At 65.1% G+C, this 13809-nt stretch carries 11 protein-coding genes; 9 read left to right on the plus strand and 2 right to left on the minus strand.

Annotation, left to right across the window (positions count from 1 at the left end; all coding sequences use genetic code 11):
- Nucleotides 1–6: 6 nt before the first annotated feature.
- Nucleotides 7–2286: a phosphoenolpyruvate--protein phosphotransferase gene (gene ptsP, locus AC5QPF_RS01785; protein WP_494961756.1), complete on the plus strand. Its 2280-nt coding sequence runs from the start codon at nt 7–9 to the stop codon at nt 2284–2286.
- A 116-nt stretch (nt 2287–2402) separates the two neighbouring features.
- Here the strand turns inward: ptsP and AC5QPF_RS01790 are convergent, their stop codons facing one another.
- On the minus strand, nt 2403–3149 hold the full coding sequence (locus AC5QPF_RS01790) for an NRDE family protein (protein WP_494961757.1): 747 nt from the start codon (nt 3147–3149) through the stop codon (nt 2403–2405).
- Between the two features lie 126 nt (nt 3150–3275).
- Here AC5QPF_RS01790 and AC5QPF_RS01795 point away from each other — a divergent pair, with 126 nt between their 5' ends.
- The 3 genes from AC5QPF_RS01795 to AC5QPF_RS01805 are packed head-to-tail and all read left to right on the plus strand — an operon-like array spanning nt 3276 to nt 5903.
- Nucleotides 3276–4058, plus strand: coding sequence for a TSUP family transporter (locus AC5QPF_RS01795; protein ID WP_494961758.1), 783 nt, complete (start codon nt 3276–3278; stop codon nt 4056–4058).
- Nucleotides 4059–4072: 14 nt separating this feature from the next.
- Entirely contained in the window at nt 4073–4882 is an 810-nt protein-coding gene (gene lgt, locus AC5QPF_RS01800) for a prolipoprotein diacylglyceryl transferase (protein ID WP_494961759.1), read from the plus strand.
- A gap of 49 nt (nt 4883–4931) precedes the next feature.
- Complete coding sequence (locus AC5QPF_RS01805; protein ID WP_494961760.1) at nt 4932–5903, plus strand: thymidylate synthase; 972 nt, start codon at nt 4932–4934, stop codon at nt 5901–5903.
- A 129-nt stretch (nt 5904–6032) separates the two neighbouring features.
- Here the strand turns inward: AC5QPF_RS01805 and cadR are convergent, their stop codons facing one another.
- Complete coding sequence (cadR, locus tag AC5QPF_RS01810) at nt 6033–6476, minus strand: Cd(II)/Pb(II)-responsive transcriptional regulator (protein ID WP_494961761.1); 444 nt, start codon at nt 6474–6476, stop codon at nt 6033–6035.
- Nucleotides 6477–6560: 84 nt separating this feature from the next.
- Here cadR and AC5QPF_RS01815 point away from each other — a divergent pair, with 84 nt between their 5' ends.
- The 5 genes from AC5QPF_RS01815 to AC5QPF_RS01835 all read left to right on the plus strand — a co-directional run bounded on the left by AC5QPF_RS01815 (nt 6561) and on the right by AC5QPF_RS01835 (nt 13772).
- Nucleotides 6561–8837, plus strand: a complete 2277-nt coding sequence (locus tag AC5QPF_RS01815) for a heavy metal translocating P-type ATPase (protein WP_494961762.1) — start codon at nt 6561–6563, stop codon at nt 8835–8837.
- A gap of 8 nt (nt 8838–8845) precedes the next feature.
- Nucleotides 8846–9715, plus strand: a complete 870-nt coding sequence (locus AC5QPF_RS01820) for a LysR substrate-binding domain-containing protein (RefSeq protein ID WP_494961763.1) — start codon at nt 8846–8848, stop codon at nt 9713–9715.
- Nucleotides 9716–9920: 205 nt separating this feature from the next.
- A complete protein-coding gene (locus tag AC5QPF_RS01825; protein ID WP_494961764.1) occupies nt 9921–10985 on the plus strand; it encodes a putative 2-aminoethylphosphonate ABC transporter ATP-binding protein in 1065 nt (354 codons plus the stop codon).
- A 1-nt stretch (nt 10986) separates the two neighbouring features.
- The gene (locus AC5QPF_RS01830) at nt 10987–12711 is read left to right on the plus strand and encodes a putative 2-aminoethylphosphonate ABC transporter permease subunit (RefSeq protein WP_494961765.1); all 1725 of its coding nucleotides are present in this window, start codon (nt 10987–10989) and stop codon (nt 12709–12711) included.
- A gap of 35 nt (nt 12712–12746) precedes the next feature.
- Entirely contained in the window at nt 12747–13772 is a 1026-nt protein-coding gene (locus tag AC5QPF_RS01835; RefSeq protein ID WP_494961766.1) for a putative 2-aminoethylphosphonate ABC transporter substrate-binding protein, read from the plus strand.
- Nucleotides 13773–13809: the final 37 nt, after the last annotated feature.

Genomic DNA, 13809 nt, shown 5'->3' on the forward strand with positions numbered 1-13809 from the left:
CGAGCCATGCTCAATACGCTGCGCAAGATCGTCCAGGAAGTTAACTCCGCCAAGGATCTCAAGACGGCGTTGGGGATCATCGTCTTGCGCGTCAAAGAGGCCATGGGCAGCCAGGTCTGCTCGGTCTACCTGCTCGACCCGGAAACCAACCGTTTCGTCCTGATGGCCACCGAAGGCCTAAACAAGCGTTCCATCGGCAAGGTCAGCATGGCACCGAACGAGGGCCTGGTCGGTCTGGTCGGCACCCGGGAAGAACCGCTGAACCTGGAAAACGCCGCCGATCACCCGCGCTACCGCTACTTCGCCGAGACCGGTGAGGAGCGCTTCGCCTCCTTCCTTGGCGCGCCGATCATCCATCACCGCCGCGTGGTGGGCGTGCTGGTCATCCAGCAGAAGGAGCGCCGCCAGTTCGACGAGGGCGAGGAAGCCTTCCTTGTCACCATGAGCGCGCAGCTCGCCGGGGTTATCGCCCATGCCGAGGCCACTGGCTCGATCCGCGGCCTGGGCCGCCAGGGCAAGGGTATCCAGGAAGCCAAGTTCGTCGGTGTGCCGGGTTCGCCGGGCGCTGCGGTGGGTACTGCGGTGGTCATGCTGCCGCCGGCCGATCTCGACGTGGTGCCGGACAAGACCGTCACCGACATCGATGCCGAACTGAAACTCTTCAACAACGCCCTCGAAGGCGTGCGCGGCGACATGCGCACCCTCTCGGCCAAGCTGGCGACCCAGCTGCGCCCGGAAGAGCGCGCGTTGTTCGACGTCTACCTGATGATGCTCGACGATGCCGCGTTGGGCGGCGAGGTGGTCGAGGTCATCAAGACCGGCCAGTGGGCCCAGGGCGCCCTGCGCCAGGTGGTCGGCGAGCACGTCAATCGCTTCGAACTGATGGATGACGCCTACTTGCGTGAGCGTGCGTCCGATGTGAAGGACCTTGGCCGGCGCCTGCTGGCGTACCTCCAGGAAGCTCGCCAGCTGTCGCTGGTGTACCCGGACAACACCATTCTCGTCAGTGAAGAACTGACCCCGGCGATGCTCGGCGAAGTGCCGGAAGGCAAGCTGGTCGGTCTGGTCTCGGTGCTGGGTTCGGGCAACTCCCACGTGGCCATCCTTGCCCGCGCCATGGGCATTCCCACGGTGATGGGCCTGGTCGACCTGCCGTACTCCAAGGTCGACGGCATCCAGATGATCGTCGACGGCTACAAGGGCGACGTCTACACCAACCCCAGCGACGTGCTGCGCAAGCAGTATGCCGACGTGGTCGAGGAAGAGCGCCAGTTGGCCCAGGGCCTTGATGCCCTGCGCGAGTTGCCGTGCGAGACCACCGACGGCCATCGCATGCCGCTGTGGGTCAACACCGGCCTGCTCGCCGACGTGGCGCGGGCGCAGCAGCGGGGCGCCGAGGGCGTTGGTCTGTACCGCACCGAAGTGCCGTTCATGATCAACCAGCGCTTCCCCAGCGAGAAGGAGCAACTGGCGATCTACCGCGAGCAGTTGCAGGCCTTCCATCCGCTGCCGGTGACCATGCGCAGCCTGGATATCGGTGGTGACAAGGCGCTTTCCTACTTCCCGATCAAGGAAGACAACCCATTCCTCGGCTGGCGCGGCATCCGTGTCACCCTCGACCACCCGGAAATCTTCCTGGTGCAGACCCGCGCGATGCTCAAGGCCAGCGAAGGCTTGAACAACCTGCGCATCCTGCTGCCGATGATTTCCGGGATTCACGAGCTGGAAGAAGCCCTGCACCTGATCCACCGTGCCTGGGGCGAAGTGCGCGACGAAGGCACCGACGTGCCGATGCCGCCGGTGGGCGTGATGGTGGAGATTCCTGCAGCGGTTTACCAGACCAAGGAGCTGGCGCGTCAGGTGGACTTCCTTTCGGTCGGTTCCAACGACCTGACCCAGTACCTGCTGGCGGTGGACCGCAACAACCCGCGGGTCGCCGACCTCTACGACTACCTGCACCCGGCAGTGCTGCAGGCCCTGCAACACGTGGTCACCGCGGCCCATGCCGAAGGCAAGCCGGTGAGCATCTGCGGCGAGATGGCCGGTGATCCGGCGGCAGCGGTGCTGTTGATGGCGATGGGCTTCGACAGCCTGTCGATGAACGCCACCAACCTGCCGAAGGTGAAGTGGATGCTGCGCCAGATCAGCCTGGGCAAGTCGAAGGAAATGCTGGCGCAGGTCATGGAGATCGATAACCCGCAGGTTATCCACAGCACGCTGCAACTGGCGCTGAAGAATCTCGGGCTGTCGCGGATGATCAATCCGGGGCAGGGGCACGGCGTCTGATATCTGGCTGTCTGTTCTGACGCCATCGCGGGCAACGCCCGCTCCCACAAGGACCGCGTACATCGCCGAACCCTGTGGGAGCGGGCGTTGCCTGCGATGAGGTCCGATAAGGCACCTCAGATCTCCAGCTCTACCTCCCCCAGATGCCCCCCAAACGGCCCGAAGCTCCGCTCCAGCAACCTCCGCTTCCCCTCCGCCTCGACAATCAGCACCGTACTCGCCCGCGTCCCATAGTTCTGGCTGGCAATGAACACGCTGGACAACAGTCGCTCTGTCGCCACTCCGACCCCGGTATTCGGCAACTCGGCATCGGCCGCCTGACGATCATCCTCGAGCAGGGCGAACAGCTTCTGCGGATCCGCTTCATCCAGTTGCTCACGCAACCCCTCCCGCGCCTTCACCAGTTTCGGCCAAGGCGTATCCAGGGCAGCATTCGACAACCCGTAGACACCCGCCGACAGCAACCGTGGCGCCGCATCCCGGCCATGCAGGTAGCCCAGCGTGTGTCCGTCGCCCACCAGCAAATTGAACCCGCAATAGTGCTGCGCTTCGCCGGCCACTTTCTCCAGGTAGGCCTCAACCGACAACTCCCCACGCAGATACCCGGCCACCAGTTCACCTCGTGAGCGCGTGCCCAGTGGCTGCCCCGGATCACGGATATTGGTCAGCGCGGAAAAACGCCCCTGCGGCCCGACCCCCAGCCAGGTCCCGCCGGCTTCAAGGTCACGCCCGGCATACACCCCGGGCGCCTCGTCCCAAGACGCCAGGGCCTGGGTCGGACGAGCATGGAATTCGTCACGGTTGGCCGCGACGATCAGCGGGCGGGCGTGACCCGGCCGCCAGGCAAAAACGATCAGGCACATCGTGGCTCCCGTTCAGCTGGCCTGTGGTAGTGCCCCACTGTACCCAGACTTACCTGTCGGCGTCTTCACTGGAGACCGGGACCCACCTTCCGTTACCATGCCGGACTGAATTTTCCGGGGGCGACAATGGAATTCGTGCTCTATCTGCTGCTGGGCGCCTGCGCAGGCGTGCTGGCCGGGCTGTTCGGCGTCGGTGGCGGCATCATCATCGTCCCGGTGCTGGTGTTCAGCTTCACCCTGCAAGGCTTCGATACCTCGGTGCTGACCCACCTGGCCGTCGGCACCTCGCTGGCGACCATCGTCTTCACCTCGATCAATGCCATCAGCGAACACCACCGCAAGGGCGCGGTGCAGTGGCCGATCTTCGCCTGGATGACCCTGGGCATCCTTATCGGCGCCGGCATCGGGGCCAAGACCGCCTCGCTGATCCAGGGCCCGCACCTGCAGAAGATCATCGGCGTGTTCGCCCTGGTGATCGCCGTGCAGATGGCCCTCGAGCTCAAGCCCAAGGCCAGCCGTGGCGTGCCCGGCAAGGCCGGGCTGACCCTGGCCGGCAGCATCATCGGCTGGGCCTCGGCGATCTTCGGCATCGGCGGCGGCTCGCTGACCGTGCCGTTCCTGACCTGGCGCAGCCTGCCGATGCAGCAGGCGGTGGCCACTTCGTCGGCCTGCGGTCTGCCCATCGCCCTGGTCAGCGCCCTGAGCTTCATGCTTCTGGGCTGGCACGAAGAGCACCTGCCGCCGCACAGTGCCGGTTTCGTCTACCTGCCGGCGCTGCTCGGGATTGCCGTGACCAGCATGTTTTTCGCCCGCTTCGGCGCGCGCCTGGCGCACAAGCTGTCGCCGCGCCTGCTCAAACGCCTGTTCGCCGCGCTGCTGTTCTGCGTCGGCCTGAGCTTTCTGCTTTAACGAGAGGAGTCATCATGCTGCCTTACCCGCAGATCGATCCCGTGGCCCTGGCCATCGGGCCACTGAAAATCCATTGGTATGGCCTGATGTACCTGGTCGGTATCGGCGGTGCCTGGCTGCTGGCCTCGCGCCGGCTGAACCGCTTCGATCCCACCTGGACCCGGGAAAAGCTCTCGGATCTGGTGTTCTGGCTGTCCATGGGGGTGATCGTCGGCGGGCGGCTCGGCTATGTGCTGTTCTACGACCTGAGCGCCTACCTGGCCAACCCGACCCTGATCTTCGAAGTGTGGAAGGGCGGCATGTCGTTCCACGGCGGCTTCATCGGCGTGATGCTCGCGGCCTTGTGGTTCGGCAAGCGCAACAACAAGTCGTTCTTCGAGCTGATGGACTTCGTCGCGCCGATGGTGCCGATAGGGCTGGGCGCCGGACGCATCGGCAACTTCATCAACGCCGAGCTGTGGGGCAAGGCCACCGACGTGCCGTGGGCCATGGTCTTCCCGCCGTTCAGTGACCCGGCGCAACTGCCGCGCCACCCGTCGCAGCTGTACCAGTTCGCCCTGGAAGGCGTGGCGCTGTTCCTGATCCTCTGGTTGTACTCGCGCAAGCCGCGGCCAACCATGGCGGTGTCCGGCATGTTTGCCCTGTTCTACGGGATCTTCCGCTTCATCGTCGAATTCGTCCGCGTCCCGGACGCCCAGCTCGGCTACCTGGCCTGGGGCTGGCTGACCATGGGTCAGATTCTCTGCGTGCCAATGATAGTCGGCGGCCTCGCCCTCATCTGGTGGGCCTATAATCGCAAGCCGACGGTGAAACCAGCCGTCTGATATTCCACGGCAGGGGCGATCCCCCTGCCGTCTTCGTTACAGGAACGCTATGAAACAGTATCTGGATCTGGTCCGCGACGTCATCGAGAACGGCACCCTGCAGGAGAACCGCACCGGCGTGCGCACCATCGCCCTGCCGGGTGCCATGTTGCGCTTCGACCTGCAGAAGGGCTTTCCCGCCATCACCACGCGCAAGCTGGCGTTCAAGTCGGCGATCGGCGAGATGGTCGGCTTCCTCCGTGGTGTGAAGAATGCCGCGCAGTTCCGCGAGCTGGGCTGCAAGGTCTGGGACCAGAACGCTAACGAGAACGCCGCCTGGCTGGCCAACCCGTTCCGCCAGGGCGCTGACGACCTCGGCGAGATCTACGGCGTGCAATGGCGCCAGTGGCCGGCCTACAAGCGCATTGCGCTGAGCAACCCGGCGGCCATCGAGCTGGCGCAGAAGAATGGTTTCGTGAAGATCGCCGAGGCCGAGGAAGACGGCGAAGCCTTCGTCGTGCTGTACAAGGCCATCGACCAGATCCGCCAGTGCGTCGACACCATCGTCAACGACCCCAACAGCCGGCGCATCCTGTTCCATGGCTGGAACTGCGCGCAGTTGGACGAAATGGCCCTGCCGCCGTGTCACCTGCTGTACCAGTTCCACCCGAACACCCAGACCAAAGAGATTTCTCTGACCCTGTACATCCGCTCCAACGACCTGGGCCTGGGCACGCCGTTCAACCTCACCGAAGGCGCCGCGCTGCTGTCGCTGATCGGTCGCCTGACCGGCTACACGCCGCGCTGGTTCACCTACTTCATCGGTGATGCGCATGTCTACGAGAACCATCTGGACATGCTCAACGAACAGCTGCGCCGCGAGCCGCTGGACGCGCCAAAGCTGGTGATCAGTGATCGGGTGCCGGAGTTTGCCAAGACCGGCAAGTACGAGCCGGAGTGGCTGGAGAAGATCGAGCCGAGCGATTTCAGTCTGGAAGGGTATGAACACCATCCGCCGATGACGGCGCCGATGGCGGTCTGAATTCTCAAGGCCTGCACCAAACCTTGTGGGAGCTGGCGTTGCCAGCGATAGCGTCCGACCAGACAACATCGTTGCCAGTGCCGGCCTCATCGCTGGCAACGCCAGCTCCCACAGGTTCAGCGGTAATCTTCAGTGACCGTGGCTTCGCCCGACATGCGAATGCTCCGCATCCGGCACCGACACCGCCCCATTCACCTCCAGCCTCTCCAGAATCGCGCAATGCTCGCCTTCGGCGCGGCACCTCCTGCGCAACTCCATCAACTGCTCCTGCAATGCCACCAGGCCATCGATTCGTGCCTGCACGTGCTCGATATGTTCGTCGACCAGCGCATTGACGCTTTCGCACTGGTCCTGCGGACTGTCGCGCAGCTTCAGGAGGCTGCGGATCTCCTCAAGGGTCATGTCCAGCGTGCGGCAGTTGCGGATGAAGGTCAGGCGTTCGACATGGGCCTGGGTGTAGACCCGGTAATTGCCCTCGCTGCGGTGCGGTTCGGGTAGCAACTGCTCCCGCTCGTAGTAACGGATGGTCTCCACCGCGCAGTCGGTGGCCTTGGCCAGTTCGCCGATCTTCATCTGAAAAAACCTCCATGGGTTGCTTGACCCTATAGTGGCTACAGGGTGTTCACTTGGCAACAGGACTTTTAGGGATGCCCCCTCATGAATCGACCTGTCAGCTTCGAGCCGCATAAAAAGCCGCACGATCACGACCATTCTCATCACGATCACTCCAGTGAGTCTACTCACGGCTGTTGCGCGCCCAAGCCGCAAGCCCATGGCTGCTGTTCCGCTGCGCAAGCGCCTGCGTTAGTGCAACTGCAGGAGCGCGCCAGCGCCGACGCCCAGCTCAGCCGTTTCCGCATCGAGGCCATGGACTGTCCGACCGAACAGACGCTGATCCAGAACAAGCTCGGCAAGCTTGCCGGCATCGAGCAACTGGAATTCAACCTGATCAACCGCATCCTCGGCGTGCGCCATACCCTTGGCGACAAGCACGGCATCGTCGAGGCCATCGCCTCGCTGGGCATGCAAGCCGAGCCGCTGGCCGACGACGCGCAGGAGAAGGCCGCGCCCCCGGCGAAGAAAGCCTGGTGGCCGCTGGCGCTGTCCGGCGTCGCCGCGCTGGCGGCGGAAATCGTCCATTTCACCGCGGCGGCGCCGGAGTGGGTGGTCGCGGTACTGGCCCTGGCGGCGATCCTCGGTTGTGGCCTGGGCACCTACAAGAAGGGCTGGATCGCCCTGAAGAACCGCAATCTCAACATCAACGCGCTGATGAGCATCGCCGTGACCGGTGCCGTGCTGATCGGCCAGTGGCCGGAAGCGGCCATGGTCATGGTGCTGTTCACTCTCGCCGAAGTGATCGAGGCACGTTCGCTGGATCGCGCACGCAATGCCATTGGCGGGTTGATGCAACTGAGCCCCGATATGGCCACGGTGCAGCAGGCTGACGGGCAGTGGCTGGAAGTAGAGGTGACCAAGGTTCAGCTCGGTGCGCTGGTGCGTGTCCGGCCGGGCGAACGCGTCGGTCTCGACGGCGAGGTGGTCAGCGGTCAGTCGACCATCGACCAGGCGCCGATCACCGGGGAAAGCCTGCCGGTGGAGAAAGGCCCGGGCGACAAGGTCTTCGCCGGCACCATCAACCAGTCCGGTGCCCTGGAGTACCGCGTCACCGCCGCCGCTGGCGAATCCACCCTGGCGCGGATCATCCGTGCCGTGGAAGAAGCCCAAGGCGCGCGGGCACCGACCCAGCGCTTCGTCGATCAGTTCTCGCGCATCTACACCCCGGCGGTGTTCGCCTTCGCCCTGGCGGTGGCAGTGATTCCGCCGCTGTTCATGGCCGGCGCCTGGTTCGACTGGATCTATCGCGCGCTGGTCCTGCTGGTGGTGGCCTGCCCGTGCGCCCTGGTGATCTCCACCCCGGTGACCATCGTCAGCGGCCTCGCCGCCGCAGCGCGCAAGGGCATCCTGATCAAGGGCGGCGTCTACCTCGAAGGCGGGCGCAAGCTGGATTTCCTCGCCCTCGACAAGACCGGCACCCTGACCCACGGCAAACCGGTGCAGACCGACATGCAGGTGCTGGACACCCTTTTCGACGACCGCGCCCAGCGTATCGCCGCCAGCCTGGCCGGACGTTCCGACCACCCGGTATCGCTGGCGATTGCCCGCCAGGCGAAGGAACAAGGTGTCGAATTCGCCGAGGTAAACGACTTCCAGGCCCTGATGGGTCGTGGCGTCAGCGGCGAAGTTGACGGCGTGCGCTACCACTTGGGCAACCACCGCCTGGTGGAAGAGCTGGGCCTGTGCTCGCCGCAGCTGGAGGAAAAACTCGACGCGCTGGAGCGCCAGGGCAAGACCGTGGTCCTGTTGCTCGACCCTTCCGGCCCGCTGGCGCTGTTCGCCGTCGCCGACACGGTCAAGCAGACCAGCCGCGAAGCCATCGCCGAGCTGCATGAGCTGGGTATCCGCACGGTCATGCTCACCGGTGACAACCCGCACACCGCCGACGCCATCGCCGCCCAGGTCGGCATCGACGAAGCCCGTGGCAACCTGTTGCCGGCAGACAAGCTGGCCGCTATCGAAGACCTCTACGCCAAGGGCCACCGCGTCGGCATGGTCGGCGACGGTATCAACGACGCCCCCGCCCTGGCCCGCGCCGAGATTGGTTTCGCCATGGCTGCGGCCGGTACCGACACGGCCATCGAGACCGCCGACGTTGCCCTGATGGACGACGACTTGCGCAAAATCCCGGCCTTCGTCAGGCTCTCGCGGCAAAGCGCTGCGATCCTGGTGCAGAACATCGTTCTGGCCCTGGGTATCAAGGCGATCTTCCTGGCGATCACATTCGCCGGCCTGGCGACTATGTGGATGGCGGTGTTCGCCGACATGGGCGTGAGCCTGCTGGTGGTCTTCAACGGGCTGCGCCTGCTGAGAAAGTAAGAGGATTTATGCTGAGTTCCGAGCTGAAGGCGTTCTACAGGGTGGCCCGCCTGGGCAGCATCACCCTTGCGGCAAAGAAGCTCGGGCTCAGCCAGCCCACCGTCACCACGCAGATCCGTAATCTGGAAAGCCATTACGGCGTCGAGCTGTTCTACCGCGGTGGCCGGCGCCTGGCCCTGAGCGAGGAGGGCGCGCGGCTGCTGCCGATGGTGCGCGACCTGCTGCAGAAGGAAGCCGATATCGAGTTCTTCCTGCGCAACAGCGGCCAGCAGCAGGGCGCGCTGCGGGTGGCGGCGACCGCGCCGTACTACATCCTCGATCTGGTGAAGATCTTCCGTGAGCGCCTGCCGCAGGTGGAGGTCTCGGTGGAGATCGGCAACTCGCAGCAGGTCCTGGAGTTGCTGGAGGAATACCGGGTGGATGTGGCGGCGTCCTCGCAGTTGCTGGAAGACAATCGGCTGATACGGCGGATATTGGGCACCGATCCACTGGTGGTGGCGGTGCATCGCAGCCATCCGCTTGCCTCGCGGGAGTCGGTGCCGCTGGCAGCGCTGGCCGGGCATTGTCTGCTGATGCGCGAGCAGGGCTCGACCACGCGCAAGCTGACCGAGCAGATGCTCGAAGAGGCGGGGGTGAAGGTCGGGGCGCTGCTGGAGATCGGCAGTCGCGAGTCGATTCGCGAGGCGGTGCTGAGGAATATCGGGATCAGCATCATTGCCCGACATGAAGTGCCGCATAACCCGGAACTGCGGGTGCTCAGCCTGGAGGGGGCGCCGGTGATGCATGAGTATCTGTATTGTCTGAAGGAAAGGCGCCATGCGCGGTTGCCGGCTGCTTTTCTCGGGTTGGCCCAGGAAATGTCGGCTATCGATTCCTGACGTGAGGGCCTTATCGCTGGCAAGCCAGCTCCCACAGTGTCCGCGGCGCCGCTGAACCTGTGGGAGCTGGCTTGCCAGCGATGAGGCCTTCAAGATCACCAACAAAAATCTGCCAATACCACTATCGTCAGCTTTTGCCCCAACGCCACGGAACCTTCGCAAAGCGTACCTAGCATGACCCTCATTCGTTCGGTGAGGTCCTGTCATGAACAACACGCTTGCACAACCCGGCGCCCAGTTGCGCGTTCGCGGCATCAACAAACGCTTCGGGGCCTTCACCGCCCTGCAGGATGTGTCCCTCGACGTCGCCGCCGGCGAGCTGGTCTGCCTGCTCGGCCCGTCCGGTTGCGGCAAGACTACCCTGCTGCGCTGCATCGCCGGCCTCGAGCGCCAGGACCGCGGCGAGCTGATGATCGGCGACCGCGATATCTCCACCCTGCCGCCGCAAGCCCGTGACTACGGGATCCTGTTCCAGTCCTACGCGTTGTTCCCCAACCTCACCGTCGAAGCCAATATCGCCTACGGCCTGGCCGGCAGCGGCCGCAACGAGGTGCGCCAGCGCGTCGGGCAGATGCTGGAACTGGTCGGCCTGACCGGCAGCGAAAAGAAATACCCCGGCCAGCTTTCCGGCGGCCAGCAGCAACGCGTCGCCCTGGCCCGCGCCCTGGCGCCGGCGCCGTCCCTGCTGCTGCTCGACGAACCCATGTCGGCCCTCGACGCTCGGGTCCGTGACCATCTGTGCACCGAGCTGCGCCAGCTCCAGCGCCAACTGGGCATCACCACCCTGATGGTTACCCACAACCAGGACGAAGCCATGCTCATGGCCGACCGCATCGCCGTGATGAACAACGGCCAGGTCGAGCAGTACGCCACCTCGCAGGAAATCTACGACCGCCCGGCCACCCCGTTCGTCGCCGAGTTCATCGGCCAGGGCAACTGGCTGCCGTTCCAGCGTTGCAGCGACAGCCATGCCCAGGTCGGCGACCTCAACCTGCGCCTGGCCCCGGGCGCCAAGGCCAGCGGCAGTGGCCGGCTGTTCTGCCGCCCCGAGGCGATCACCATCAACCCGATCGTCCACGAGGAAAACCTGTTCCCGGCGCGCCTGCGGGAAATCACCTTCCTCGGCAATCGCTGCCGCATGAGCTTCGAACTGCACCAGCTGCCGGGCCATGCCCTGCTCGCCGAAGTCGCCCCGCAAGCCATGCCGCGCCTGGGTTCGCAGGATATCTGGGTGGCCCTGCCGCCGCGCAGCCTGCAGGTCTTTGCCTGAGATGGGCGCTCCACTCACCCTGCCGATCGCCCAGGCGAAGGCAAAACCGCGGTCTGGCGTTGCCCTGGGTGACCGTCTGTTCGTGGTCGGCGGCAAATGGCTGCTGCTGATGTTTCTTGTGGTCTCGGTACTGTTGCCGCTGCTGGCGATCTTCTGGCGCGGCTTCAGCAGCGAAGCCGGGCAGGGCGGCGGTTGGGCTGCGGCCAGCGAGCTGTTCGCCAGCGCCAACTTCCATTGGCTGCTGGGCAACAGCCTCAAGGTATCCCTCAGCGTCGCCGCTATCGTCGTGCCGCTGGCCTACCTGTTCGCCTACGCCCTGCAACGCACGCTGATTCCCGGCAAGCGCATCTGGCGCGGGATTTCCCTGCTGCCGCTGCTGGCGCCTTCGATGCTGCCGGCCATCGCGCTGGTCTACCTGTTCGGCAACCAAGGCATGCTGCGCGGGCTGCTCTCCAACAATATCTATGGCTTCTGGGGCATCGTCTTCGGCGAAGCCATCTACACCTTTCCCCACGCCCTGATGATCCTGATGTCGGCGCTGTCCCTGGCCGATGCCCGCCTGTTCGACGCCGCGTCGAGCATGGGCGCCGGCCGGTGGCGCGCCTTCCATAGCATCACCTGGCCGGCCACGCGCCAGGCCGTGTTCGCCGCGTTCTGCCTGGTGTTCACGCTGACCATCACCGACTTCGGCGTGCCAGTGGTGGTGGGCGGTGACTACCAGGTGCTGGCGCTGGAAGCCTACAAGGCCGTGGTCGGCCAGCAGCAGTTCGGTCGCGGTGCGCTGATCGGCATGATCCTGCTGGTCCCGGCGCTGCTCAGCTTTGGCGTCGACGCCTGGCTGCGCCGCCGTCAGGGTGAGGCCATGAGCGGCCGTGCCCAGGTCTTCGAGCCGCAGGTGTCGCGCCGTCGCGATGCCTGGTTCCTGGCCATCGTCCTGGTGGTGTGCGCCGCGCTCCTGCTGGTGGTGGGCATGGCGGTGTACTCGTCGTTCGTGAAGTTCTGGCCGTACAACCTGTCGCTGTCCCTCAAGCACTACCAGTTCGACGAAACCGCCGGCGGCGGCTGGCTGGCCTACTGCAACAGCCTGACCATGGCCGTGGGCACTGCGCTGATCGGCAGCGTGGCGATCTTCACCGGCGCCTACCTGATGGAAAAGACCAGCGGCCAGCGCAGCCTCAACCAGGTCCTGCGCCTGCTCAGCTTCGTGCCGATGGCGGTGCCTGGGCTGGTGCTGGGCCTGGGCTACGTCTTCTTCTTCAACCTGCCGGGCAACCCGCTGCATGTGTTCTACGGAACCATGGCCCTGCTGGTGGTGTGCACCGTGGCCCACTACCTGACCACCGCGCAGATGACCGCGACCACCGCCCTGCGCCAGCTCGACGGCGAGTTCGAGGCCGCCGCGCTGTCGCTCAAGGCGCCGCTGTACCGGCACTTCATGCGGGTCACCGTGCCGATCTGCCTGCCGGCGCTGCTGGACATCGTGCGCTACCTGTTCGTCTCGGCGATGACCACGGTGTCGGCGGCGATCTTCCTCTACAGCCCGGACACCATCCTCGCCGCGGTGGCCGTGCTGAACATGGACGACGCCGGCAACGTCGGCGGTGCCGCTGCCATGTCGACCCTGATCCTGTTCACCAGCGCCGGCGTCTCGCTGCTGCTGGCCTGGGCCTCCAAGGGCCTGCTGAAACGCTCCCAGGCCTGGCGCCAGCGCGCGCCGGGCCATTGATCACGCCACCCGACCCCCTTCAAAGGAACCGCATCATGTTCAAGCCACTCGCTCTTGCCGCTGCCGTCCTGTCCGCGTTCAGCGTGCACGCCAACGCCGCCCAGACCCAACTGACGGTCTACACCGCGCTGGAAGCCGAACAACTCAAGAGCTACAAGCAGGCATTCGAAAAGGCCAACCCGGACATCGAGATCAAGTGGGTGCGTGATTCCACCGGGATCATCACCGCCAAGCTGCTGGCCGAGAAGGACCGTCCGCAGGCTGACGCAGTGTGGGGGCTGGCCGCCTCTAGCCTGGCCATTCTCGACCAGCAGGGCATACTGCAGGCCTACGCGCCGAAAGACCTGGGCAAGATCGGCGCGAACTACCGCGATGCAGCCAATCCGCCGGCCTGGGTCGGCATGGACGTGTGGGCCGCGACCATCTGCTTCAACACTGTCGAGGCCGAGAAGCAGGGCCTGAGCAAGCCGGTGAGCTGGCAGGACCTGACCAAGCCCGAGTACAAGGGCAAGATCGTCATGCCCAACCCGGCGTCCTCGGGCACCGGCTTCCTCGACGTCAGCGCCTGGCTGCAGACCTTCGGCGAGCCGCAGGGCTGGGCCTACATGGATGCGCTGCACCAGAACATCGGCCAGTACGTTCACTCCGGTTCCAAGCCATGCAAGCTGGCGGCTGCCGGTGAGTTCCCGATCGGCATTTCCTTCGAATACCCGGCCGTGCAGCTCAAGCGCCAGGGCGCGCCGCTGGATATCGTACTGCCGAAGGAAGGCCTGGGCTGGGAGATCGAGGCCACCGCGGTGATCAAGGGCACCCCGCATGAAGACGCGGCCAAGCGCCTGGCCGACTTCTCCGCCAGCCCGGCGGCGATGGAGCTGTACAAGGAAAACTTCGCCGTGCTGGCCCAGCCGGGTATCGCCAAGCCGCAGACCGAGCTGCCGGCGGACTACGAGCAGCGCCTGATCAAGAACGACTTCGGCTGGGCATCGAAGAACCGCGACAGCATCCTGGCCGAATGGCGCAAGCGCTATGACGGCAAGTCGGAGAAGGTTGCCCAGCAGTAAGTCAAAGCGCAGCCCCAAAACCTGCCTACCCAACAGG

This window comes from Pseudomonas sp. Con_6 (assembly GCF_059379395.1).